Raw genomic sequence first — 21,688 nt, forward strand, 5'->3', positions numbered from 1 at the left:
ATTGGGGAATGGTTCTATTCTCTCAAAAAAGGGGTCAATTTCTTAATTTTTTGAAAAAATGATCCAGCAGTTGTTTGGACTCTTCGGCCATTAAACCTGAAGAAAGCTTGGTTTTGGGATGGAGCAAATATTGGGATATTTGGGAAAACCCTCTTCTGGGATCTGATGCTCCATAGTGGATTTCGCCCAACTGGGACCAAAAACAAGCTCCTGCACACATGACGCAAGGTTCCAGGGTAATATACAAAGCGCATTCTGGAAGGTATTTTGAGCCCAAAGCATTGGCGGCGGCTGTGATGGCGAGCATCTCTGCGTGCGCGGTGACGTCCGTCAATTTTTCCGTTTGGTTGTAAGCCCTAGCAATGATTTTTTTCCTGCAGACAACCACTGCCCCTACTGGAATTTCTCCTTCCTCGAAGGCAATTTTGGCCATTTTGAAGGCCTCATTCATGTAATACGCGTCAGTGTAAAGCTCCATTTAATATCGATTCCGAGTAAATTTAGCTCTAAAAAAATAAGGCACAAACCATAGAAGGGTTTGTGCCTATTTTAAATTGTCAAAATATATTGGCGACTAGATCAAACACCTCTTTTCTCACCCCTTCATTGATGATCAAGGCAAGGACCAATGAAACCAATAAGCCTATTCCAGCTTTTATGACATCTTTTCTTGCCAGTCGGTAAGCCCTCACCAGTCTTGCTTTTCTTTTCTTTAGTTTTCTGGATTTTGCCAAGGCAATGGCCAATTCCCTTCCCCCAAGAAGTCCAATGAAAACCCAAGTAGTACTCATGGGTATGTTGCTTGCAATTTTAAAATAAAACAAGATGATGGCATACACAAAATCAACAATGGTCGCCGCTCTTACGTCTGTCACATTTGTCTTTTCGTTGACAATACCCTGAATTTTATCCCCTTTTAGATAAAAAAGAAAACCCAATCCTCCAAAAACAAAGCCTGCATAGGCAACAAACTCCCACAAATTCAACTGTCTTGGAAGGAAAACGGCGATGTTGGCAGCATCTTGCATGATCCAAACTGCCCAGAGTGTACCTGAAGTGATCCACTGCAAAACATACCAATAAGGCTTTGCCTCTCCTTTTAAATAGGTCTTCACAAATTTTTCAAGGGCAAACCAAACCACGATGGCAATAAAAAAAGCCAAAAGGTAACCCAGAAAACTTTTTTGCATTACACCCACGATCGTTCCGGCCTTGTAGGTAAACACATTAAGCAAGAGAAATGTGGTGGAAACCGGCATTCTCAATCGGGTCATGATCAACAGAACGATAGGAGCTGCTAATTGTAAAAACACAAAATTCGTAGGCGCAATGTCAAGACCCGGCACCTGAAGCCGCTCATAACTTACATCGCCATTGAACACAATCCAGCTGTAAGTGACTGTGCCCACGAAAATCAGGCCCATAAACAACCACAACCAATACCATTTGGTGGTTTGATTGGAGCCGATAAAAGTACCAATTGTCTGGATACTGTCATTGGCAATGGCAGAGTAAGCTGCCAATGCAAACCCAAACCACATCGCAGCATAGGTGTACGGAGTTATCATCCCAGCAATGGAAACCAAAACACAGATAATAATTAAAAAAGGTCTTTCTTTTTTCGAGAAATCAAAAAGTGAATAGGCTGCTTTTGAAAGAGCATCCTGATTGATATTTTGATCTTTAAGTTTTACCATGTGAGGTGAATAGAAGGTATTTTAAACGTGGTGCAAATTTAAAGAAGATAATTGGGCTTGTACATTAAGAAATTGTTAAGCCTATAAGACCATTTCTTAACATCACCATATTCGCCAAAGAGACACTCCTAAGGGAAATAAGCAAAATAAAATTAAGCAAAAAGAAGAAATGAAAAAATTTTATATGATTAGGTCTTGAAAATCTCTCGTTTTTTCCGAGATTTTATTAACAAAATCTTCATCTTGAATCAGGTACTTTGTGACAATTGTGTTCTTACTTTGTAGACCAATAAATCAGATTCTGGACCCCTCTCCAGGGGTTTTTATATAAATGACCGAAATAAGAGAAGTCTCTTCGCCCACACCTACGTTTTATATTTTTTTGCAAATGCTCGTTGCATTGGCGCTTTTCATGTTTTCGATTGATCTTCTCACGGTTTCCGCCACCCGACTCAACAATGAGGTCGCCATGGAGCTCTTCCAAGCGACAAACAATCCTTTCATCGGGCTTTTTGTGGGTTTGCTGATGACTGCCCTGCTTCAGAGTAGCTCTACAATTACTGCCATGATCGTCGCAGTAGTCGCCTCTGGAAATCTCTCCCTTGTACAGGCCGTTCCCTTGATAATGGGTGCGAACATTGGAACCACCATCACCAGTACACTGGTTTCATTTTCATATATCATGGATATCAGAAATTTTAAAAAAGCATTTTCGGCTGGAATTGTCCACGACATATTCAATATCATCACCGTAATCATTTTTCTTCCTTTGGAATTCTATTTCGGATTTTTAAGCAAAACCGCCCAGTTTTTGACCAACACATTCTTTAATGTCGATAGTGGATCCGAGGTGGATTATACCTATAACGTTCTATTTACCCGACCATTGACCCTGTGGCTGCTTGACATCCTATATTATCCCTTGCTGGGATTGATCCTGAGTGTAGCTTTGGTTTTCTTGGCGATCAAATTTCTTTCGACTACCGTATTCAAATCCTTTGTTTCCAATAACTTCAAAAAAGTAAGCAAGCATATCTTCAAATCTCCTTTGGTGGCATTTCTGTATGGAATTTTTTTCACCGCAGCCGTCCAATCCAGTACGGTCACGACTTCATTGGTCGTACCAGCGGTAGTCAATAGAAAAGTATCATTGGTGAAAGTATTTCCTTTCATCATTGGAGCCAATATTGGGACCACAGTCACTGCGGCAATAGCCGCACTCTACAAAACCGAAGCCGCGATAAGCATCGCAATCGTCCATTTCTTGTTTAATTTTATTGGCGCAATGATTTTTCTCCCCTTTCCGGGAATAAGGAATATTCCCGTCAGGATCGCCACATTCCTGGGAAGAGAAACGGTAAAATCCCGTCTCGTGGGTTTTGCTTATATCCTGTTGTGTTTCTTTATCATCCCTTTTTTGTTGATTTATTTCAACAACTACGAAATCAAAGATTCCAGCATAAAAGCGGTCGAAACACCCAAAAAAGAGATTGTTTTAGAAAAATAAATTTCATTTCCCTCCGAGCTCCTTGCATATTTCCACACCTGAACTCGTGCCAATTCTGTCAGCACCTGCTTTTATCAATTCCACAGCTTGGGAAAGATTCTTAATTCCACCACTTGCCTTAATCCCAACTGTACTCGGTAAATATTCCCTCATCAGCTCAATATGTCTCAGTTTTGCGCCTTCTGGTGCAAAACCTGTGGAAGTTTTCACATAATCCACGCCTGCATCGACACAGATTTCACAAGCTTGAAGAATCTCGGCATCACTCAGATAGGATGTTTCAATGATTACCTTCAATATCCGCTCTTGTGCATGACACAATGAGGAGACTTTTGCCAACTCAATCTTAGGCCAATTCATTCCTGATTTAAACGCAGTGATGGACCATACGACATCTATTTCGTCAGCCCCATTTTTAATGGCTTGCTCGGTTTCGAAAATTTTTGTTTCAGTCGTGTTATAGCCCAAGGGGAACCCAACCACGGTCACCAACTGGATGGCTTCGTCACCAATCTCCCTTTTTGCTTTTTTCACCCAAAATGGGGGGACGCATATCCCTAAAAAATGATATTGCTTGGCTTCAGAGACCAACCTCTCAATATCAAGATCCACAGCAGTGGGTTTGAGCACAGTCTGTTCGATATATCTTTGAATGTTTTTCATGTTTCTAAAAATCTTGTGGTGCATCATTCACGAAATCTCGCAAATAAATAAATTCTACAGTGAGATCGCCCTCTTTTGTGACAGTGGCCCTATCCAAGACGGTTGATGTTTCCTTCAGCAGCTCAGGGATTACATATTGGGTCAATTGGTCACCAAAATCTTCCGAGGCGTCTCTCGGCAGTTCTGAGGGAAGGTTGTCAATCGCCATCACGGAGATACTGTTTTGTTTCCCAAATGCGGGCATCGCTTGTAATGTCTGCCTATCGATATCATAAACAGGATCCAACGGCGTACTGGCCTTTAGGGTCGTTGGAATGGAGCCATCGATGTCACAGGTGATGTCCGCAATCACAGAAATATTAAAATCATCCGACCTGATATCCTCCAGTTCAAACAGGCGTGGTGCCCGATAATCCCAAAAAGCTGCACCGATCAAGATGTCACTCACCTCCGCAAACTTGAGAAAATGACTCTCATATTTTTCGGGATAGGTATAAAATTCATTCTTGTCGTATCCTCCATCAGTCTTTCGCCTGTTGTAGTCACTCGATGACAGCAAGGCAAAAACCGGTTCGTCAAAATAATGATGAACCAAGTCATGGGGAGAAACCTCTTTGATTTTGATGGCATCCAAAACCTCACGAACTCCTTTGCCAACCCGTCCCTTTCCTGTTACGACGATTTTAATTGGTGGAAGCTGGATCTTTTGGAGCTCCTCATTCAGCTCTAGACGATCATGGCATGCCATCGCCCGTTTTAGCGCATAGAGTCCGGATTTTTTTCCATAGGCCCAAAAACCATTGTATGCGCCCACAATTCCAGCCCATCTACCAAACGCCACAAGTCTTTCCCCCTGGTCATTTTTGACCACTTCATAGTCTATCAACTCGATATTCTTCTCCAAAATCGCCTTCAGTAGCTTCCGGTTGTAGGGCTGTTTTTTAAAAGTATGGGAAAAGAAAAAATAGGTCTTGTTGGGGATCAGCTGGTCGATGGGGACTTCCTTAATGCCCATCAAGACATCACAACTTCCAATATCATCCACTACTTCAATCCCAACTTGCCTGTATTCCTCATCCTGAAAACATCTGATTTCACTGGATTGGACCAAAAACTCCAATTCTGCCCCGTAGTTTTCCTTTAATTTCAACAATTGTTTCGGGGTAAAGGGAACCCTTTTATCCGGAGGCACCTTTCCCTCTTTAATTATGCCGATCTTCATTGTGTCGATATTAAGAAGGTGAAAGCGTTATGCATTGAAGTTGGTTTGTTTTCATTTATTTCACCAAAATGGCAAATACGCTTTTCCGAAAAGTAATCTTTACTTTTGACAGAGAATAAAAATATTTCATAATAAGAAGATGTCATGTCACACTTGATTTTGGTTGTCCTTTGGGCCCTATTCTATTTCTTACACAGTCTGCTTGCGAGTTTGAATATAAAAAGAAAATTGCAAGGAAAGATGGGAAGTGCCTATAAATGGTACCGTTTAATATACAGTTTTAGTTCATCCATCCTGTTTTTGGCGATTTTTGTTTATGCTGGGCTTTTTGAATCCAAAATGCTGCTGAATTCCTCCCCTGGTTTGACCTATTTATCTTTTTTGACCGCAGGTTTGGGAACCATTATTTTGGTTAAAGCTTTCAAGCATTTCCAGAGCATGGAATTTATCGGCCTGGCACCACATGAGGATCTCGATAAAAAGGGAGATCTGATAAGAAAAGGAATTCATCAATATGTTAGACATCCCATTTATTCAGGGCTGATTCTGATTTTTTTGGGATACTTTTTTTACCTACCCACCCTCTCCTCCATGATTCATTTGGTGGCTCTTTTGGTCTATCTCCCTTTCGGGATCTATTATGAGGAGAAAAAACTTACCGCTCTTTTCGGAGAGGAATACAAAAAATATAAGGAAGAAGTACCTGCGTTGATTCCATTCAAAACAAAAAAGGCCGCTTAGCGCGGCCTTTTTCAAACTTTTAATCCATTCCCAGAAAATCCACTTCAAAAACCAAAACGGAGTTGGGTGGGATTCTATTTATGTTTTCTTGATTCCTGTAACCGTATGGGGAAGGAATAATGATAATTCCCTTTGATCCACTTCTCATCCGTTGAAAACCAATACTAAATCCCTGAATCGAAGAAGTAGACCCCAATGGAAACTGGAAAATGTTATACGTTGCGGTCTCTACAAAAAGGTCGTTTTCTTTGGCAACATTCTCAAGATTCGTATCGAAAACTGTTCCGTCGAGTAGTTTGCCAACATAATTTGTGTAAATCACATTGTTGTTTCTCGGCCTGGAGCCAGTCCCTTCCTCTTGTACAATCACCACTACCCCACTGGGGTCATGGATCCTATACAGACTATCATATGGCGTAGTCAAAAGATACTCAGCTATTTTGAGACTGTCTATTTTTAGATTCCCTTCCGTATCGTAAACCGGTCCACCAAATGGGTTCGCTGATTCGCAGGAAAAGCTGAAAATCAAGATCAGACTTGAAAACAGTATTATACCAATCTTTCTCATTTATAAATCGTCTGGGATTTGAACCCCGTTTACTTCCACCAAATCTATTTCGAAAATCAAAATGGAATTTTTGGGAATAGTAGATACTTGTTGTGATCCATAACCGTAAACCGAAGGAATGATCACTGTAGCTTTGTCTCCCATTTCCATTTTCGACAAGGCATACTCAAATCCTGGAATTACCTGGCCATATCCGAACAACAGTTCCAAAGGGGCATAAACTCTGTTTGCATTGAAGAGATCATTATCCTTCGCCACTGATTCCAAGGAAGTATCGAAAACCTTGTTGTTCGAAAGCTTGCCTACGTAATCCACTTTAAGAGTATCACCTACTACAGGGAGTTTACCACTGGCAGAAACTTCTTGCCAAAGAAGCACCAAACCAGAGGCTGGATCTTTGATCTCTTTCACGGAAGAAATCGCATTTTCTGAAAGATAAAGTTCAATGTTTTTTAAATCCCTTTCAAAAATGATTTGGGTATTTTCCTCTTCGGAAACACAACCCGAAAAAAGAACTGTTGCCAGTAAAATGAAAACACTGAATTTATTCATAGTTTTATTTTTGTACATCTGTAACTTCAACGTCGAAAATCAAAACAGAGTTAGGCTGGATCAAAGCGCCAGACTGTCTGTCACCATAACCCAGTGGTGATGGAATCAAGAATTTTGCTTTTGAGCCTTTTTTCAACAAGGCAAGGCCTTCGTCCCATCCTGCAATCACACGTCCTTCTCCAACTACAACATCAATTGGGGCATATCCGCCTTGCTGATCCCTTTGTTCATTGTAAACATTGGTTGTCTTGGCAAGTTCCTTATTGCTGGTATCGAAAAGTGTTCCGTCCAAAAGGTAACCCGCATAATGGATAAAGGCCATTTCACCATTTTGGATCTGATCTCCTTCTCCTTCTTTTTCTATGACGTAGTAAAGACCGGATTCTGTCCTGGTCGCAGTCAAATTATTTTTTGCGATATAATCCTCTATCAATTGTGTATCTACTTCAAGTTGTTTGATGGCATCTTGGGCTTGGATTTTCATCTGTGCTTCCTGAAGCGCTGTGAAATAGGCCTGGATACCTTGCTCATCCAAAACGTCGATGACACCGATACTGATTTTCACCTTTTGCTCATTGGTAAGAAAAGGAGGCATGTTGGATTCCCCAAACACTTTCAGTGCGGTACTTTCAAATGCGATGCTATCCCCTTTTCTCAAACCCAAAAAGATTTCGTCCATTCCGTTTTGTTTTGGGGTGGAATCATTGAACATCAGATACCCAGGCATCTTTTGATCATAAGTAGAGATAAAGGTAGAATCCTTATCATTTTTCACCACCAAGTTATACAGGATAAATTCCCCGTTTTTGGGAGAATCTTTTCCCTGCTTGATGTAAGTATATTCTATACCGTCAGATGTTTTTTCTGTCTTTTTGCAGGAAACCATACCGGTAATGACTACCAACAGCGCGGTAGACAATAAAATGCTTTTAATTGTTTTCATGGACGAGTTCTAATTGATTTAATAAAGCTTTTTTGTTTTTTTTGATAAGTTTTTCGAATCTATCTGTGGTTTCTTTCAAGCCCATTTCAGATTTTCCTCCGGAAGCGTTTTTGTGTCCCCCTCCGTCAAAAAACGCTGCTGCAAACTTGTTTATGGCCACATCATGCGTGGATCTAAAGGATATCTTGACGGCATCGTCTCGCTCGGTGAAGAGCGCCGCGATTTTGATTCCCTCCAAAGACAAGGCGTAATTGACCAAGCCTTCAGTATCGCCGGTTTGGGAATTGTATTTTTTTAAATCCTTTTTAGTGATGGAAAAATAAGCCGTGTGTAGATTTTCCAAAATCGTCAATCTTCTTGTAATGGCAAAACCCAGGAATTTTAGTTTGTCTATGCTGTTGGTATCATAGATCAATTTTGAAATCTTGGTGTTGTCAGCGCCCAAGCCAATAAGTTCGGCAGTTACCAAGTGTACGTTTTTGGTGGTATTGGGGTGTTTGAAACCCCCGGTATCTGTCATGATCCCGGCGTAAAGACATTCTGCAATATCCTTGTCAATCAGGTCGTGGTCACCAATTTTTACGATCAGATCATAGACCAATTCACAAGTAGCTGCAGCAGAAGTGCTCCAATAATTGAAATCAGAAAAGTTTTTTGGATCTTGGTGATGGTCGATGTTGACTTTGTAAGCGGTGGCATTGTTGACATAAGACTGCATGCTATTCAGCCTACTCAAGCAGGAAAAATCCAGACAAATGATCACATCAGCTGATTCAATTTTTTTGATGGCCTTTTCCTGTTTGGAAAGGTCTTCAAAATTAATCACCTTTTTATTCCCCTTCATCCAATGGAGGAAAGAGGGGTAATCCGATGGAGTGATCACATCGACTTCATGACCTTTTTTAATAAGGTAATTGGCCATTCCCAAGGAAGAACCCAATGCATCTGCATCAGGTTTATGATGGGTAGTGATGACAATTTTTTTCGGTAAGGCAATTATATCTTTTAGAGACTCTAATTCTTGCATTTTAAGGCTTTTATATGTTCTCCGCAGAAAACACAGTCGACAAAGGTCAGGATTATTTTTGAAAAATCCCAATTCTACCAATTGCCTAACATGTAATCAGATAGGATAGAATTCGCTGGCTTTATTCGGAGATTCGTTTATTTACCCTATTTTTGCACTCCAATAAAACGTTGACATAAATTTAAGGAAATGGCAAATAACAGAACATTCACGATGATTAAGCCTGATGCTTTTGGCGCAGGAAATTCAGGTGCGATTTTGAAAATGATTGAAGAGGCAGGATTCAAAATAGTGGCCATGAAGGCTACCAAATTGTCTCCGGAAATGGCAGGGAAATTCTATGAAGTCCATAGCGAAAGACCTTTTTACGCAGCACTTTGCGCATACATGTCCTCGGGACCTATCCTGCCCGTGATCTTGGAAAAAGACAATGCAGTGGAAGATTTCAGAAAATTGATCGGAGCGACCAATCCAGCAGATGCTGCTGAAGGAACGATCAGAAAGATTTTTGCAACTTCCATCGAAGCCAATGCCGTTCACGGTTCCGATTCCGACGAAAACGCTGCAATCGAAGGGAACTTTTTCTTCAGTCAATTCGAAAGAGTTCTTTAATCTGGCTCAAAAAAGAATTTAAAAGCCCTCGGAATTTGACGATTCCGAGGGCTTTTTTTTGTCGAAAATCAAAATTCAGATCGTCCAAAAAATTTGGAATGGCTTAATCCAAATCTTTTTCCAGCCTAGACCAGTTCCATCCATCCATTGTTACGGATGGGATCTTAGTTTACTTTTTCAAATTTCATATCCTGTTCGATCACATCCCCTCCTACTATCCCTCCAGGAAAAAAAAGTTCATTCCCTTCATTTCTCAGCGAATAGGTTTTGGAATAATCCGGATATCCCTCTACAAAGGTGCTTTGCAATTCCTCTTTTGCATAATGGACTTTTTCACCAAAATAAGGCCGGTGTAAAAATGCTGTCCGGGTGAATACAATAGTATTGTTGTCGAGTAAAAAAGTCCCGGATTCATGAAAATTATATCCCAAATCCACGACAGAGCCTTGTTCACGAAGCGTGGAACTGTAGCTATAGGTTCCATCTCCTTTAAATACATAGATGGTGACGTAATCCAATTCAAGGTAATTGTTGAAGCCAACCATTTCCCAAGTTCCCAAAAGTGGGAGGGGAAGGGTATCATCTCCATCTTGACACGAACTTGCGAAAAGCAAAATAATAAAGAGAGGGAGCGTTAGGATTTTTTTCATATTCATTGCGGTTTTTTCATCCTACGAATATTGATAATCTGGGGTTTCTTATTTTTATTCAGGAAATGAAATATTTGGAGTTTTTAAATTTTGACATCAAAAAAAGCGGGAAAATCATGATTTCCCCGCTCCTTCATTTATAAAATGTAGCTTTTGCCACAACAATGTATTTACTCCATCACATTTTAGCACTATAATTCGGTGCCTCTCTCGTGATGCTGATGTCATGTGGATGGGACTCCTTGGCTCCTGCCGAAGTGATCTTGACAAATTTTCCGTCACGCTGAAGGTCCTCAATATTGGGGGTACCGCAATAGCCCATACCTGCCTGTAATCCTCCGATCAACTGATACAAAACTTCGGAAACAAGTCCTTTGTAAGGTACTCTTCCCACGATTCCCTCGGGTACCAATTTCTTGATGTTGTCTTCCGCATCTTGGAAATAACGGTCTTTTGAACCGGATTCCATCGCTTCAAGAGAACCCATTCCCCTGTAGGATTTGAATTTCCTACCTTCAAAAATGATCATTTCTCCAGGAGCCTCTTCGGTTCCGGCAAGCAAAGATCCGATCATGATAGAGCTTCCACCCGCGGCGATGGCTTTTACCAAATCTCCCGAATAACGGATTCCACCATCTGCAATCACCGGTACGCCCGTACCTTTCAAGGCTTCTGCGCATTCGTATACTGCTGACAACTGAGGAACACCCACTCCAGCAATGACGCGGGTGGTGCAGATACTTCCCGGTCCAACACCGACTTTTACCGCATCGGCTCCAGCCTCCGCTAGCGCAATCGCTGCTTCTGGCGTGGCAATGTTTCCAACGATGACTTCCAAATCCGGAAACGCAGCCTTGATTCTTTTACATGCATCAATGACACCTTTGGAATGGCCATGAGCAGTATCAATGGAAACAACGTCCACTCCGGCAGCCTTTAAGGCCTCCACTCTTTCTTCGATATCTGCTGTGACACCGACAGCAGCGCCAACTCTCAATCTGCCAAATTCATCCTTACAGGCATTTGGTTTGTCTCTCCTCTTCAGGATATCCTTATAGGTAATCAGACCAGAAAGTCTATACTCCTCATCGACTATGGGAAGTTTTTCGATTTTGTATTCCTGAAGAATTTCCTCCGCTTCCTCCAAAGTGATTCCTCCCTTGGCGGTGATCAGATTCTCCTTGGTCATGATTTCTTTAATGTTCCGGTTGGGATCTTTGATAAATCGCAAGTCACGGTTGGTGATGATTCCCATAAGTGTCCTATTTTCATCCACCACAGGAATACCGCCGATATTGAATTCGCTCATGATGTTTTGAGCATCCTTTACTTTGGCATCAATGTGTAGTGTGATAGGGTCTAGGATCATTCCGGATTGAGACCGCTTCACCTTTTTGACTTGTGAGGCTTGTTTCTCAATGGACATATTTTTATGGATAAATCCCAATCCTCCTTCCAAAGCAATGGCAATCGCCAATTCTGCTTCGGTGACGGTGTCCATGGCTGCTGAAACCAATGGAATGTTGAGCCGGATTTTCTTGGTGAGTTGAGTGGATGTGTTGGTGTCGCGCGGGAGAACTTCTGAGTATCCTGGGACTAAAAGCACGTCATCGTAGGTGAGTGCTTCAAAAAGAAACTTTTGTGACTTTTGATTCATGGCAAATATCGGTTAGGTTACCCTATTTGCACGCCAAAGATACAAACATTTTCAAATGTGGATCAAACGCTTTTCAAAATAAATCCCATTATTTGCCAAAAATGCTCTTTAAAAAGGAATTTTCTTCTGTTTTAAAGAATTTACACCGTTTTCGGGATTTGAGATTTGGAGGAAGATGGGATTAAAAAAAGTATGAGAGGAAAGAATGGACTTCAATTCCCTTCATCTTTATAAAAGGTCGGCTTCTTTCGAAGGGGAAATTTTATCGAGAAAAAAGCAAATCATCAAGCGATGTCCTCTTGGAAAAACCTGCTTTTTTTTGAAAACACAATGGAGGAAATATAGTTTAAAAAATCAAGCATTGCCGGAGAGGTCTAAATCATTTCCTCTCCGACAACGCTTATTTATTATTCGGTTTCCGGTGCCGTTTCACTTTCTTGAGGAGTGGAAGATTCTTTTTTTCTCAGCTTCGCAATGTAAAAACCATCAAAGCCACTTTCCTGGGCCAAAACTTTCTTGTCCTCTATCAACTCGAAGTCCTTGCCTTTTTCACTGGCCAAAAATTTGGCTATTTGCATTTCGTTCTCTGTTGGCAAAATGCTACAAGTCGCATAGACCATGATCCCACCGGGCTTTAGCATTGAAGGATAATTCTGAAGGATTTCTTCTTGGATCTTTTGGACTTTTTCGATCGATTCTGGCGTCAATTTCCACTTGGTATCAGGATTCCTTTTCAACACACCCAAGCCAGAACAAGGCACATCCAGCAACAAACGATCGGCGGATTCCTTCAGTCTTTTGATGGTTTTGTTTCCTTCTATCGCTTTGGGCTCAATGATGCTCACCCCATCTCTTCTGGCGCGCAATTTGGCATTCTGCAGTTTCCAGGCCTCGGTATCCATGGCCAAAATCCTACCTTTGTTTTCCATCAATGCTGCCAAATGAAGGGCTTTTCCTCCAGCTCCGGCACAGGCGTCGATCACACGCATTCCTGGCTGAACATCCAAAGCAGCTGCCACCAATTGAGAAGAGGCATCTTGCACCTCAAAAAGTCCCTCTTTGAACGCTGGGTTTCTAAAAACATTCTGTCTCTTGGCCAAAACCAAGGCATCTTTGTAGCCAGTAGGGGTATAGGTGTCAATACCATCTTCGGCTAGGCGGTTCATCAGGTTTTCACGGGTTGTTTTTAGGGTATTCACCCTAAGGACAACTTCCGCCTCTTGGTTCAAGGTATCCAGTTCCTTTTCCCATTTGTCTCCCAATAGATTGGCGCCCATCTCATCCAACCAATCCGGAATGGACTGAAGAATGGCACGCTCCTGAATTTTCTGATAGCGGTTTTCAACATCCCTGGGATCGATTCCCTTGAATTCTCTCCAACTAGGCAATTCTTGCCCTTGAAGCAACCAATACGTACCAAAAAGATGGTACAAATCATCCGAAGGACTCACCTCATTGATCAACCTCCACCAACGAACCATTTCGTATACGGATTCTGCGATAAAGCCCCTGTCTCTCGCGCCCCATTTGGGATTGGATCTCAGGGTTCTTTCGATAACTTTATCGGCGTACTTATTTTGATGGAATATTTCATCAATGGCTGTAATGACGCCATGGACTGTATTGGTGTGGAGTTTCATGAAGTTGAATTTGCCTGCAAAGATAGGAAAGTTATTGTTAGAAGTCGAAAAGCTTAAAATTAGTGCCTTTAAAAAAGTAAAGCGGCGCCTATACCGCCAAAATCACCTCCATAAGAGACGATTGCACAGGCCCACTTCCCGCATACCAAAAGCATATGGAATTCTCCGATTTGAAAAATTCAATATTTTCAATCTTCCGGTTTAATCTAGCATTAAGCCAATTTTTGGTCGATTGGATTTTTCCTTTTCATCTGAAGAACAATTTTCTCTTGATGTTCAAATAGGAAAAAAGGCTGCGTTTTCCCCACTTGTATTCATAATAAAACCGATCGTTATGGGTGAGTTTGAATTGTTCTTTTTCATCCTTGCTCTTCAATGTCTGGCTTTCCAAATGATCTACGATGGAGGAACTTACGAGTGCATGCTTGAGACCATGCTTCTGGATGGTATTGATGTAATCATTGTCCGAATACCAAAAAGTGAAGCCTTCATCCAGTTTCCCAGTAATGTCCAGCATCTCTCTTTTGAAAAACAGACACCAACCTGCAACTTCCTTTCTCACTTCAAACCCTTCATGAATTCCGGAATACAAATCAACCCCATGGGCCGGATGATGAATCGAACAGGCCGGTGAAGCACTAACCAGTGACGGGTCCGCATCGAAAGCGCGTAACATTTCGGAAGCCCAGCTTTTGTGGAAAACCAGGTCATTGTTGGCGAGACAAATGTATTGGCTATCTGTTTTTGAAATCCCAAGATTAAAATATTTATGGAAACCGAATTTCTTCCTTGGAAAAAGAGTCCGGGTGCAAGGGTATGCATATTCTTCTTGCTTTTTATTGGACTCTATCACCACGATATCAAATTGGATATCGCTGGGATTTTCGGATGCGATCAGGCTTTGTACGGCGTTCTCAGTTATTCCTTTCAACATCGGGCTGCTGGCATTGGACAGTATGATGACGTCTATTTTTTGCATGTTGTTTATTGATGGTTTTTCTTCTGAAATTCAGTGCTTTGAAATAAAAGGAAATGACCGTTGGCCAATCCCAAAGTTTTGCCATTTTCATCAAATGTGAAGGATCTAGCAATGGACCATGATACATGATGTATTTGAAAAGGGCCAGTTTTCGGTTTTCGTTTTCCTCCATCAGCCTCTTTTTTTCTTCCTTTGAAAAAGAACTCTCTTCGATTTTCTTCCCGACCCAATTCCTCAGATTCAATTCCCCGTACCGCATGATTTGCATGTCCTGACTGACACTTTTCTTATGGACACGAATCAGGCTAAAAGCATCCGGATGGGAAAAATAGTGAATACATGCACCATTGAATGCACAATCGAACCAAAACTGCCAATCTTCGGTATGGGCAACTTCTTCCGGAAAACCATTGGATTTTTGAATGATGTTGTTTCTAATCAAAGGGCTACTGGAGACCGCAATATTGTTTCTTATCAGCGCCTGTATGGCTTCAACTCCTTTCCCAAAAAAATGAGGCATCCATTTTTTCCCTTCCATTTCCTGGTCCGGAAACCAAACATCGGGTTGCCCATTTTGGAAATAATGGTTGTCTGTGTAGCAAATGTCAACGCTGGGATTTTGCCTGAAATAGTCCAACTGCAAGCTGAGTTTTTCGGGACTTAGGAGATCATCAGCATCGAGAAATTGGACGAAATCACCAGAAACATATTGCAATCCCAGGTTCCTTGCCGCAGAAACACCTTTATTGATTTGCTTAAAAAAGACAATCCTGCTGTCTTTTTTAAGCAGGGGAAGAATGATGGATTCGGTATTGTCCGTGGATCCGTCATCGATCACGATCGCTTCCCAGTTTTCATGACTTTGGTGGATGAGGCTTGCCAAAGTTTCAGTGAGAAACTCCCCGTAGTTGTAACAGGGAATAATGATGGATACTTTGTCTTTCATCTCATGAAAATTTAAAAATCCTTTTTGCCTTGACCCCCCAAATGTGACGAAGGGCAAAACAGGTTTTGGACCATTCGCTTTTCTTTAAAATGGGAAGTAGGGAATGCCTGCTTTTCCATATCTCAATCCCAAAATCCAGATTGATGTAATTGTCCTTTCTTTTCCATGCCTGTTGGTACAAACGGGTTGAGAATGTCGCATCTGTCACCCCTTTTTGAAAACCTGCGCAAATTTTCAACCATTGATTTTCCCTCTCCAACCGATCAAGAGAAGGGGAGAGCCCTTTGGTGATGGTTTTGGTTCCGATGATATCCGTTGCATTTTTGGAATGCTGCCTGTATTTGACCAGAGAATCGCTTAGATAGTCAATGCTACCCAAATGTGAGGCAACAAACGCCAACCAATGGTCATAAAAGCCTTTTTCGGGAAAAGGAAGCGCCTTCTCCAAAACCGATTTCCTGAAAATCATGCTGTGTCCGGAAACACAATTCAGGAAAAAGAATGCCCTTGGATCCGCCCCTTTTACAAAGTTGAACTTCTCGGACATCTTATATTCCATGGACATTCCATTTTCATCCATAAATTCAGAATCATGATAGAGCATGATATTTTGCCCGATTTCATGCTGCATGGTTTGCAGTTTTTCCAACTCCCAGCGATCATCCTGATCTGAAATGGCAATCAGGTCTCCTTTGCACAATCCCAGTGCTTTTTCGAAATTTTTGTGATAGCCAAGATTTTGGGTGTTTTTAATGATTTGGAGTGAAGGGAATCTTTCGGCATAATCCTTCAAAATATCCCAGGTCCCATCTTCCGACCGATCATCCACTGCGATGATTTCGAGATTTGGATAGGTTTGGCCAACCAAGGAATCCAATTGTTCCTTCAAAAACCGTTCACCATTAAAGGTGCACAAGGCGATGGAAATGAGTGGAAATTGCTTTGCTGTCATATCATTGTGAATTGCTGCATTTCGATTAATCTATTGTAGCGCCCTTCTTGGTAGAGCAGCTCGTGGTGCGTGCCCTGCTCAATGATCTTTCCCTCCTCAAGGACCAGAATGAGATCTGCTTTTTGAATCGTACTGAGCCTGTGCGCAATCACCAGAGTAGTCCGGTTTACCATCAGTTTGTTCAAGGCATCCTGGACCAATCTTTCGGATTCCGTATCAAGCGCCGAGGTGGCTTCGTCGAGAAGAAGGATGCTTGGATTTTGAAGTACAGCCCTTGCGATGCAAAGCCTCTGCTTTTGTCCACCGGAAAGCTTGGTCCCTCGGTCTCCAATGTTGGTATCATATCCATGAAGTGTTTTGGAAATGAAATCATCCGCATTGGCAATTTTCGCCGCGGCAATAATTTCTTCTCTTGAAGCATCGGGCTTGCCAAAAGCGATATTGGTATGGATCGTGTCATTGAAAAGAATGGAATCTTGGTTGACGATGCCAATGTTTGCCCGAAGGGAATTGCTGTCCACCGAACGGATATCCAATCCATCTATCAGGATTTTACCTTTATTGACATCCAGAAACCTGGGGATAAGATCCATCAGCGTGGACTTGCCACCGCCCGATGAACCTACCAAGGCAACGGTTTTTCCTTTGGGAATAAAAAAACTGACATCTGTCAAGACAGGTTTTTGATGATAGGAGAAATGTACGTTTTGAAATGTAATTCCTTTTTCCAATCCTTTGATGACAAAGGGCTGTGCCTCATCCTGAATCTTTGGTTTCTCATCTATAAGTTCCAAAACCCTTTCCCCAGCCGCTATCCCTGCATGGATGCTGCTGAAAGATTCAGTTATCGCTTTGGCAGGCCGCATGACTTGGGAAAATATCGCGATGTAGGTAATGAATTCTGCCGCGGATAATTCCGACTGATTCGAAATCACCAAGGAGCCGCCATACAGAAGAATCACCGCCACCATGAGCACACCCAGAAATTCAGACACCGGAGAGCCGAGTTGCTGTCTGTAGGCCATTTTTCTGCCCAAATCTGAATACCGGACATTTTCATTGTGAAATTTCTGTTTGATTCTATCGGTTGCGTTAAATGCCTTGATGATTTTGATTCCCGAAAGGGCTTCATCGAGATAGCTGATCATCAATCCATACAATTCTTGGGCTTCAGTGGCCTGGGATTTCAGTTTTTTGACGATTTTGGAGATCACAAAACCTGAAATGGGAATGACGAGCAGGGCAAACAGGGTAAGCTTGTAAGAAATGGCAAACAAAATCCCGGTATAAGCCAAAAGCTGAAGGGGTTCCTTGAACAAGACCTGAAGGGTGCTCGTTACGGAATATTGCACCACCTGCACATCCGAGGCAATTTTGGAAATGATGTTGCCTTTTCGCTGCTCATTGAAATACTCCACATGCAAGTCCATTACATTGTTGAATACCGCCTTCCTAAAATTAAGCAAGGTATGGATCCGGAGATTTTCCATCACCCTTTGGGAAAGGTATCGGAAAATATTGCTCAGCAATACAGACAGGACGATCACCAAACAAACCCATTTGAGGGCTTGATAAGCGCCAAATTCCAGATTGATTCTTTGGGTGTAGTAATTGATGTAACCCATGATATCCGTCCAAGAATCCGGCTTTTGACTTGTAAAAACCGGGTTGTCTTCAAAAAGGGTACTGAGTAATGGCGCCAACAATGCAAGGTTCATCGTATTGAAAATCACGGCAAAAAGCGTGAAGATCACATACGGAATTGCGTATTTTTCAATAGGTTTGGCAAAGGCCAATAGCCTAAAATAAGTGTTCATAATTTCCTTTGTTCTCGTATCAAACCCAAATGAGGTTTTTATCCTGACTGATTTTATTGAAATAATTATTGATGTCCGGCATCGTTTTTTTACTGTTGTGCGAATGCATAAGCTGCTCAAGAAATTTTCTGGACAAATCAATCTGTTCCTTTTTCTTTCTGAAGCCAAAATAACTCTGGAGAATCCAAATCTGTCCTATGAGTAGTTTTGGAATCACCTCCAAAAGAAACAATTGGAATTTCCAGAACAAAAGGTTGCTGTTCTCGGTATGGATGGCGTGCAGGACCATTCTGTTCCTGTAGTAGACCATCTTGACCTGATTTTTCTGACAATATTTTTTGGTGGTGTGGGAGCCCAAGTGATAGCAGGTGGAGACGTGATCATAGTAGGATCTCCATCCCAGTTTCCATGCCCTGATCCCCAAATCCGCATCTTCTGAATAATAGGGAGAGTAAATCTCATCAAATCCTCCCAGTTCCCTGAATTTTTTGGCATCCACCAAGGCATTTGCACCAGACAGAAAAATGGTTGGCGTGGCTTTGGTTGAGGCCGCACTCAAATAAAACAAACGGTCGGTTTTGAGCTTGCAGCCATTCATCTGTGGAAACCTGGCTGCTACCTCTATTTTTTTTCCATCGGGAACCAGTATTTTTCCCATTACCCCAAATGTGTGGGGATTGGAAAAATACTTCCATAGTTTGGAGAAGTAATTTGGAGAAAGCCTAATGTCAGAATTCAAGAAAAAGAGCAATTCATACTGAGCGATTTCCATACCCCTGTTGCAGGAAAAGGAAAAACCCATGTTGGATGGATTGTTGATGACCTTGATCTGGGGATAATGGATTTTCAAGAAATCATTGGAGTCGTCTCGGCAACCATCATTGATCACAATAATCTCATAGTCAACACCTTCACAGGAAATTGCTTGAATCGTGTCTGGCAGATAGATTTCCAACAAATCCTTTCCGTTATAATTGGGGATAATAATGGAAACTGATTTTTTAAAAGTCATGAGGTAACGTGTTATAATTTCATGACGAACCAACCTTCAAAAATGAGACAATTAAAAGAAAATATTTTTTTATAGTTTTAATTCTGGGGCATTACTTGATTTTTTTAATAAAATCAATGTCCAAATAATATTGATAGTCAAGCCAATAGATTCGAAAACGCCATTATTTCCTTTTAATTGACCACTTGAAAACAGCCCCTGCATCTCAGGTTCACTTTTACAAAACGCGGGGCTTTTTAGCGAAATTGTTTAATTTGCCCCCATGGGAGAGAAAAAATGTCCCCATTGTGGGGAATGGTCAAAATGGACGACGGATATGCAGGATACCTGCGAGCATTGCGGCAAACCATTGGGCGGACGCGATTTGGAATACCAAAAAATCCGCGAAAAAGACAAAAAGGCAAACGATGAACAATGGATATTTCATATCAAAGAAGGAGACAGCGACTTGGTCAAAGGCCTTAAGAAAGCGGGTAACTTCTTTTACATGATCTACATGGGGATTCTCACTTTTTTGGCTTGGGTGATCGCCGCTTTACCCGGCTGATGTCAGTCATCAGAAATCCATATTTTATCGTGTGTTGCCTTCTTTTCTGGGCAAACCAATTTTTGGAAAGGATTCTCGGAATCTTTATTCCCTTCGTTCATGAATATCTGGATGACCTGCTTGCGATGCCTGTCGTGTTGGGCATCTCCCTGCAGGTTTTTCGCTGGATTTCTCCTCTGAAAGATGGGTTCATCTTCACCAAAACCCAGATATTGGTCGGAGTAGCCTATTTTGCCTTTCTCTTTGAATTTTTGCTTCCGATGTTTTCTCCTGTCTACACCCGGGATTTTTGGGATGTGGTCTGCTATGGAGTCGGTGCGGTGTTTTTTCATCGTCAGATCAACACCTCTCCAAAAGATATTTGATAATCCGTCGCCCAATGTTCTTAAATTTGCGAAATCGCTTTTGCATTTTGTTTCCCTAAAAAAGCAATAAAAGTCTATCCCAAAGAATATGCAACTCAAAAACCTCTTTGTCTCCTACCGCGATCAGCTTCTCCTGATTTATCCGAAACAGGAAGCGGAAAGTCTGGTTTTTTGGCTTTTTGAGTCCTTTTTAAATAGGAAGCGGATGGATATCTTGAATGATGTCCCTATCGAAGCCGTTCCGGCAGAAATGGAAATTGCTTTGGAAAAGTTGCTCCGGGGAATGCCGATCCAGTATATTTTGGGAAAAGCTCCTTTTTATGGGCGAGAATTTAAGGTCGGACCAGAGGTTTTGATTCCACGAAACGAAACAGAGGAGTTGGTCCACTTGATCATCAAGGAAAACCAGACACCAGGATTGAAGATTCTGGATGTGGGCACGGGTTCTGGATGCATCCCGATTACGCTGGCATTGGAGTTGAAAAATGCAACTGTATTCGGCCTGGATATCAGCGAAATTGCCTTGGAAATGGCAAAAGAGAATGCAAAATCATTGAAGGCCGACGTTTTGTTTTTCCACTGCAACATCCTTCAGGATGAAATCCCAATACAAGGCCTGGATATCCTGGTCAGTAACCCTCCTTATGTAAGGGATTCCGAGCAAGCCCAAATGCATCAAAATGTGCTGCAATACGAACCGCACCTTGCCCTATTTGTAGCAGATGATAACCCGCTGATTTTTTATCGGAGCATTGCCGAGAAGGGCCGAATCGCACTAAAACCTGGAGGAAAGCTCTATTTTGAAATCAACGAAGCATTTGGACCAGAAACAAAAAAATTGCTTGAGGATTTAGGCTACTCAGAAATCCATATTTTGGAAGACCTCAATGGTAGGGACAGAATGGTTACAGGAATAAGGTAGCCCAAATCGCGTTTTACTTTTTCATCAACCAACCATGAACTCCCCGATCCAAAAAACCCCTTTGGCTTGGAAACTCGAAAACCCTTCTTCCACCTCCACAAAAGTGGCGTGATTGATCTTGATGAATGCTGTCGTCTCACCGGTTTTCATTTCCAAAAGCATATTTTCCGGGGCATGAAGCTGAAGGGATCCTTCAGGATACCATTTTCTGAACGTGCCGTTTTTGATTGGAAAGTAACGGATAGGTCCGTCAATGATGACAATGTCTAAATTCTCCAAAAGGGACTCCAATCCAAAAACATCTTTATGGTCAAATCCAACCACATTTACCGCCGAATGCTCGGTCTCTTTTAGGTATTGAATCCCTTCATTCAAAAAATCCCCATGTACTACTGTTCTGAATTTCATGGGATACTGCTCCTCAAGCAAGTGACTGTTTTTTGCTTGAAAATCCAAATCTGCCAAGACCACATCCAATTTGATTCCCCAAGAAATCACCGCCTCAACCGCGTCCTGTGCCACCAAAACGGTGGGCGACCATTCCAGCAAAGAGGCTATTTGCTCAAAATCCACCCCTTCTGTCTTTAGGATCAAAAGTGCGGGCTCCTGTTGTTCTTTTACAAAATGATGGGAGGACATGGTTATCGATTGGACAAATGTGGAATCTCT

The 21,688-nt window shown here is 41.8% G+C and carries 23 protein-coding genes; 6 read left to right on the forward strand and 17 right to left on the reverse strand.

Translation table 11 applies throughout. The features are described from left to right. Positions 1-34: 34 nt before the first annotated feature. On the reverse strand, positions 35-478 hold the full coding sequence (locus tag F824_RS0100390) for a nucleoside deaminase (RefSeq protein WP_019595853.1): 444 nt from the start codon (positions 476-478) through the stop codon (positions 35-37). 79 nt (positions 479-557) lie between these two features. Beyond that, positions 558-1,697 (reverse strand): hypothetical protein, encoded by a 1,140-nt coding sequence (locus tag F824_RS0100395; protein WP_019595854.1) that lies wholly within the window; start codon positions 1,695-1,697, stop codon positions 558-560. Between the two features lie 331 nt (positions 1,698-2,028). Between F824_RS0100395 and F824_RS0100400 the strand changes: the two genes are divergently transcribed. Beyond that, positions 2,029-3,204 (forward strand): Na/Pi symporter, encoded by a 1,176-nt coding sequence (locus F824_RS0100400; RefSeq protein ID WP_019595855.1) that lies wholly within the window; start codon positions 2,029-2,031, stop codon positions 3,202-3,204. 3 nt (positions 3,205-3,207) lie between these two features. Here the strand turns inward: F824_RS0100400 and deoC are convergent, their stop codons facing one another. Both deoC and F824_RS0100410 read right to left on the reverse strand, forming a co-directional pair. After that, on the reverse strand, positions 3,208-3,867 hold the full coding sequence (gene deoC, locus F824_RS0100405; protein WP_033405001.1) for a deoxyribose-phosphate aldolase: 660 nt from the start codon (positions 3,865-3,867) through the stop codon (positions 3,208-3,210). Between the two features lie 4 nt (positions 3,868-3,871). Beyond that, positions 3,872-5,089, reverse strand: a complete 1,218-nt coding sequence (locus tag F824_RS0100410) for an NAD(P)-dependent oxidoreductase (RefSeq protein ID WP_019595857.1) — start codon at positions 5,087-5,089, stop codon at positions 3,872-3,874. 144 nt (positions 5,090-5,233) lie between these two features. Here F824_RS0100410 and F824_RS0100415 point away from each other — a divergent pair, with 144 nt between their 5' ends. Further along, positions 5,234-5,830, forward strand: a complete 597-nt coding sequence (locus F824_RS0100415) for a methyltransferase family protein (protein ID WP_019595858.1) — start codon at positions 5,234-5,236, stop codon at positions 5,828-5,830. A gap of 19 nt (positions 5,831-5,849) precedes the next feature. On the opposite strand, the gene F824_RS0100420 is transcribed toward F824_RS0100415, so the two are convergent. The 4 genes from F824_RS0100420 to F824_RS0100435 are packed head-to-tail and all read right to left on the reverse strand — an operon-like array spanning position 5,850 to position 8,920. Next, complete coding sequence (locus F824_RS0100420; RefSeq protein ID WP_019595859.1) at positions 5,850-6,398, reverse strand: FKBP-type peptidyl-prolyl cis-trans isomerase; 549 nt, start codon at positions 6,396-6,398, stop codon at positions 5,850-5,852. Further along, complete coding sequence (locus F824_RS0100425) at positions 6,399-6,950, reverse strand: FKBP-type peptidyl-prolyl cis-trans isomerase (RefSeq protein WP_033405003.1); 552 nt, start codon at positions 6,948-6,950, stop codon at positions 6,399-6,401. It lies immediately after the preceding gene. Positions 6,951-6,954: 4 nt separating this feature from the next. Further along, positions 6,955-7,893 carry an FKBP-type peptidyl-prolyl cis-trans isomerase gene (locus F824_RS0100430; protein WP_019595861.1) on the reverse strand — a complete coding sequence of 313 codons (939 nt, stop codon included), beginning with the start codon at positions 7,891-7,893 and terminating at the stop codon, positions 6,955-6,957. Next, a complete protein-coding gene (locus F824_RS0100435) occupies positions 7,880-8,920 on the reverse strand; it encodes a DHH family phosphoesterase (protein ID WP_019595862.1) in 1,041 nt (346 codons plus the stop codon). The genes F824_RS0100430 and F824_RS0100435 overlap by 14 nt, the downstream gene beginning before the upstream one ends. 189 nt (positions 8,921-9,109) lie before the next feature. On the opposite strand from F824_RS0100435, the gene F824_RS0100440 reads away from it, so the two are divergent. After that, complete coding sequence (locus F824_RS0100440; protein ID WP_022582155.1) at positions 9,110-9,532, forward strand: nucleoside-diphosphate kinase; 423 nt, start codon at positions 9,110-9,112, stop codon at positions 9,530-9,532. 164 nt (positions 9,533-9,696) lie between these two features. Here the strand turns inward: F824_RS0100440 and F824_RS0100445 are convergent, their stop codons facing one another. The 8 genes from F824_RS0100445 to F824_RS0100495 form a co-directional block, all read right to left on the reverse strand. After that, positions 9,697-10,182: a lipocalin-like domain-containing protein gene (locus F824_RS0100445; protein ID WP_139189572.1), complete on the reverse strand. Its 486-nt coding sequence runs from the start codon at positions 10,180-10,182 to the stop codon at positions 9,697-9,699. A gap of 178 nt (positions 10,183-10,360) precedes the next feature. Then, positions 10,361-11,839 (reverse strand): IMP dehydrogenase, encoded by a 1,479-nt coding sequence (gene guaB, locus F824_RS0100455; protein ID WP_019595866.1) that lies wholly within the window; start codon positions 11,837-11,839, stop codon positions 10,361-10,363. Positions 11,840-12,246: 407 nt separating this feature from the next. Further along, positions 12,247-13,479 (reverse strand): RsmB/NOP family class I SAM-dependent RNA methyltransferase, encoded by a 1,233-nt coding sequence (locus tag F824_RS0100465; protein ID WP_019595868.1) that lies wholly within the window; start codon positions 13,477-13,479, stop codon positions 12,247-12,249. A gap of 247 nt (positions 13,480-13,726) precedes the next feature. After that, positions 13,727-14,458: a glycosyltransferase family 2 protein gene (locus F824_RS0100475; protein ID WP_019595870.1), complete on the reverse strand. Its 732-nt coding sequence runs from the start codon at positions 14,456-14,458 to the stop codon at positions 13,727-13,729. Further along, positions 14,394-15,404, reverse strand: a complete 1,011-nt coding sequence (locus tag F824_RS25425) for a glycosyltransferase family 2 protein (RefSeq protein WP_019595871.1) — start codon at positions 15,402-15,404, stop codon at positions 14,394-14,396. The genes F824_RS0100475 and F824_RS25425 overlap by 65 nt, the downstream gene beginning before the upstream one ends. 1 nt (position 15,405) lies before the next feature. Next, positions 15,406-16,356 carry a glycosyltransferase family 2 protein gene (locus F824_RS0100485; protein ID WP_019595872.1) on the reverse strand — a complete coding sequence of 317 codons (951 nt, stop codon included), beginning with the start codon at positions 16,354-16,356 and terminating at the stop codon, positions 15,406-15,408. Next, positions 16,353-18,173 (reverse strand): ABC transporter ATP-binding protein, encoded by a 1,821-nt coding sequence (locus F824_RS0100490; RefSeq protein ID WP_019595873.1) that lies wholly within the window; start codon positions 18,171-18,173, stop codon positions 16,353-16,355. Before F824_RS0100490 ends, F824_RS0100485 begins: the two co-directional genes overlap by 4 nt. A gap of 19 nt (positions 18,174-18,192) precedes the next feature. Further along, positions 18,193-19,185, reverse strand: a complete 993-nt coding sequence (locus F824_RS0100495; RefSeq protein ID WP_019595874.1) for a glycosyltransferase family 2 protein — start codon at positions 19,183-19,185, stop codon at positions 18,193-18,195. Between the two features lie 262 nt (positions 19,186-19,447). On the opposite strand from F824_RS0100495, the gene F824_RS0100500 reads away from it, so the two are divergent. The 3 genes from F824_RS0100500 (at position 19,448) to prmC (ending at position 21,019) form a co-directional block, all read left to right on the forward strand. Continuing rightward, positions 19,448-19,732, forward strand: coding sequence for a hypothetical protein (locus F824_RS0100500; protein ID WP_019595875.1), 285 nt, complete (start codon positions 19,448-19,450; stop codon positions 19,730-19,732). Between the two features lie 62 nt (positions 19,733-19,794). After that, a complete protein-coding gene (locus tag F824_RS0100505) occupies positions 19,795-20,097 on the forward strand; it encodes a magnesium citrate secondary transporter (RefSeq protein ID WP_236613167.1) in 303 nt (100 codons plus the stop codon). Positions 20,098-20,185: 88 nt separating this feature from the next. Next, entirely contained in the window at positions 20,186-21,019 is an 834-nt protein-coding gene (gene prmC, locus F824_RS0100510) for a peptide chain release factor N(5)-glutamine methyltransferase (protein ID WP_019595877.1), read from the forward strand. Positions 21,020-21,043: 24 nt separating this feature from the next. Here prmC and F824_RS0100515 read toward each other — a convergent pair whose 3' ends face one another. After that, on the reverse strand, positions 21,044-21,658 hold the full coding sequence (locus F824_RS0100515; protein ID WP_019595878.1) for a hypothetical protein: 615 nt from the start codon (positions 21,656-21,658) through the stop codon (positions 21,044-21,046). Positions 21,659-21,688: the final 30 nt, after the last annotated feature.

Source organism: Rhodonellum psychrophilum GCM71 = DSM 17998 (assembly GCF_000381545.1).
Lineage (GTDB): Bacteria > Bacteroidota > Bacteroidia > Cytophagales > Cyclobacteriaceae > Rhodonellum > Rhodonellum psychrophilum.

Coding starts and splice junctions, on each gene's coding strand:
- deoC (WP_033405001.1), bottom strand. CDS start 3,867: ATGAAAAACATTCAAAGATATATCGAACAGACTGTGCTCAAACCCACT.
- F824_RS0100440 (WP_022582155.1), top strand. CDS start 9,110: ATGGCAAATAACAGAACATTCACGATGATTAAGCCTGATGCTTTTGGC.
- F824_RS0100485 (WP_019595872.1), bottom strand. CDS start 16,356: ATGACAGCAAAGCAATTTCCACTCATTTCCATCGCCTTGTGCACCTTT.
- F824_RS0100430 (WP_019595861.1), bottom strand. CDS start 7,893: ATGAAAACAATTAAAAGCATTTTATTGTCTACCGCGCTGTTGGTAGTC.
- F824_RS0100400 (WP_019595855.1), top strand. CDS start 2,029: ATGACCGAAATAAGAGAAGTCTCTTCGCCCACACCTACGTTTTATATT.
- F824_RS0100390 (WP_019595853.1), bottom strand. CDS start 478: ATGGAGCTTTACACTGACGCGTATTACATGAATGAGGCCTTCAAAATG.
- F824_RS0100445 (WP_139189572.1), bottom strand. CDS start 10,182: ATGAAAAAAATCCTAACGCTCCCTCTCTTTATTATTTTGCTTTTCGCA.
- F824_RS0100465 (WP_019595868.1), bottom strand. CDS start 13,479: ATGAAACTCCACACCAATACAGTCCATGGCGTCATTACAGCCATTGAT.
- F824_RS0100475 (WP_019595870.1), bottom strand. CDS start 14,458: ATGCAAAAAATAGACGTCATCATACTGTCCAATGCCAGCAGCCCGATG.
- F824_RS0100490 (WP_019595873.1), bottom strand. CDS start 18,173: ATGAACACTTATTTTAGGCTATTGGCCTTTGCCAAACCTATTGAAAAA.
- F824_RS0100435 (WP_019595862.1), bottom strand. CDS start 8,920: ATGCAAGAATTAGAGTCTCTAAAAGATATAATTGCCTTACCGAAAAAA.
- guaB (WP_019595866.1), bottom strand. CDS start 11,839: ATGAATCAAAAGTCACAAAAGTTTCTTTTTGAAGCACTCACCTACGAT.
- F824_RS0100410 (WP_019595857.1), bottom strand. CDS start 5,089: ATGAAGATCGGCATAATTAAAGAGGGAAAGGTGCCTCCGGATAAAAGG.
- F824_RS0100420 (WP_019595859.1), bottom strand. CDS start 6,398: ATGAGAAAGATTGGTATAATACTGTTTTCAAGTCTGATCTTGATTTTC.
- F824_RS0100395 (WP_019595854.1), bottom strand. CDS start 1,697: ATGGTAAAACTTAAAGATCAAAATATCAATCAGGATGCTCTTTCAAAA.
- F824_RS25425 (WP_019595871.1), bottom strand. CDS start 15,404: ATGAAAGACAAAGTATCCATCATTATTCCCTGTTACAACTACGGGGAG.
- F824_RS0100515 (WP_019595878.1), bottom strand. CDS start 21,658: ATGTCCTCCCATCATTTTGTAAAAGAACAACAGGAGCCCGCACTTTTG.
- F824_RS0100495 (WP_019595874.1), bottom strand. CDS start 19,185: ATGACTTTTAAAAAATCAGTTTCCATTATTATCCCCAATTATAACGGA.
- F824_RS0100415 (WP_019595858.1), top strand. CDS start 5,234: ATGTCACACTTGATTTTGGTTGTCCTTTGGGCCCTATTCTATTTCTTA.
- F824_RS0100425 (WP_033405003.1), bottom strand. CDS start 6,950: ATGAATAAATTCAGTGTTTTCATTTTACTGGCAACAGTTCTTTTTTCG.
- prmC (WP_019595877.1), top strand. CDS start 20,186: ATGCAACTCAAAAACCTCTTTGTCTCCTACCGCGATCAGCTTCTCCTG.
- F824_RS0100500 (WP_019595875.1), top strand. CDS start 19,448: ATGGGAGAGAAAAAATGTCCCCATTGTGGGGAATGGTCAAAATGGACG.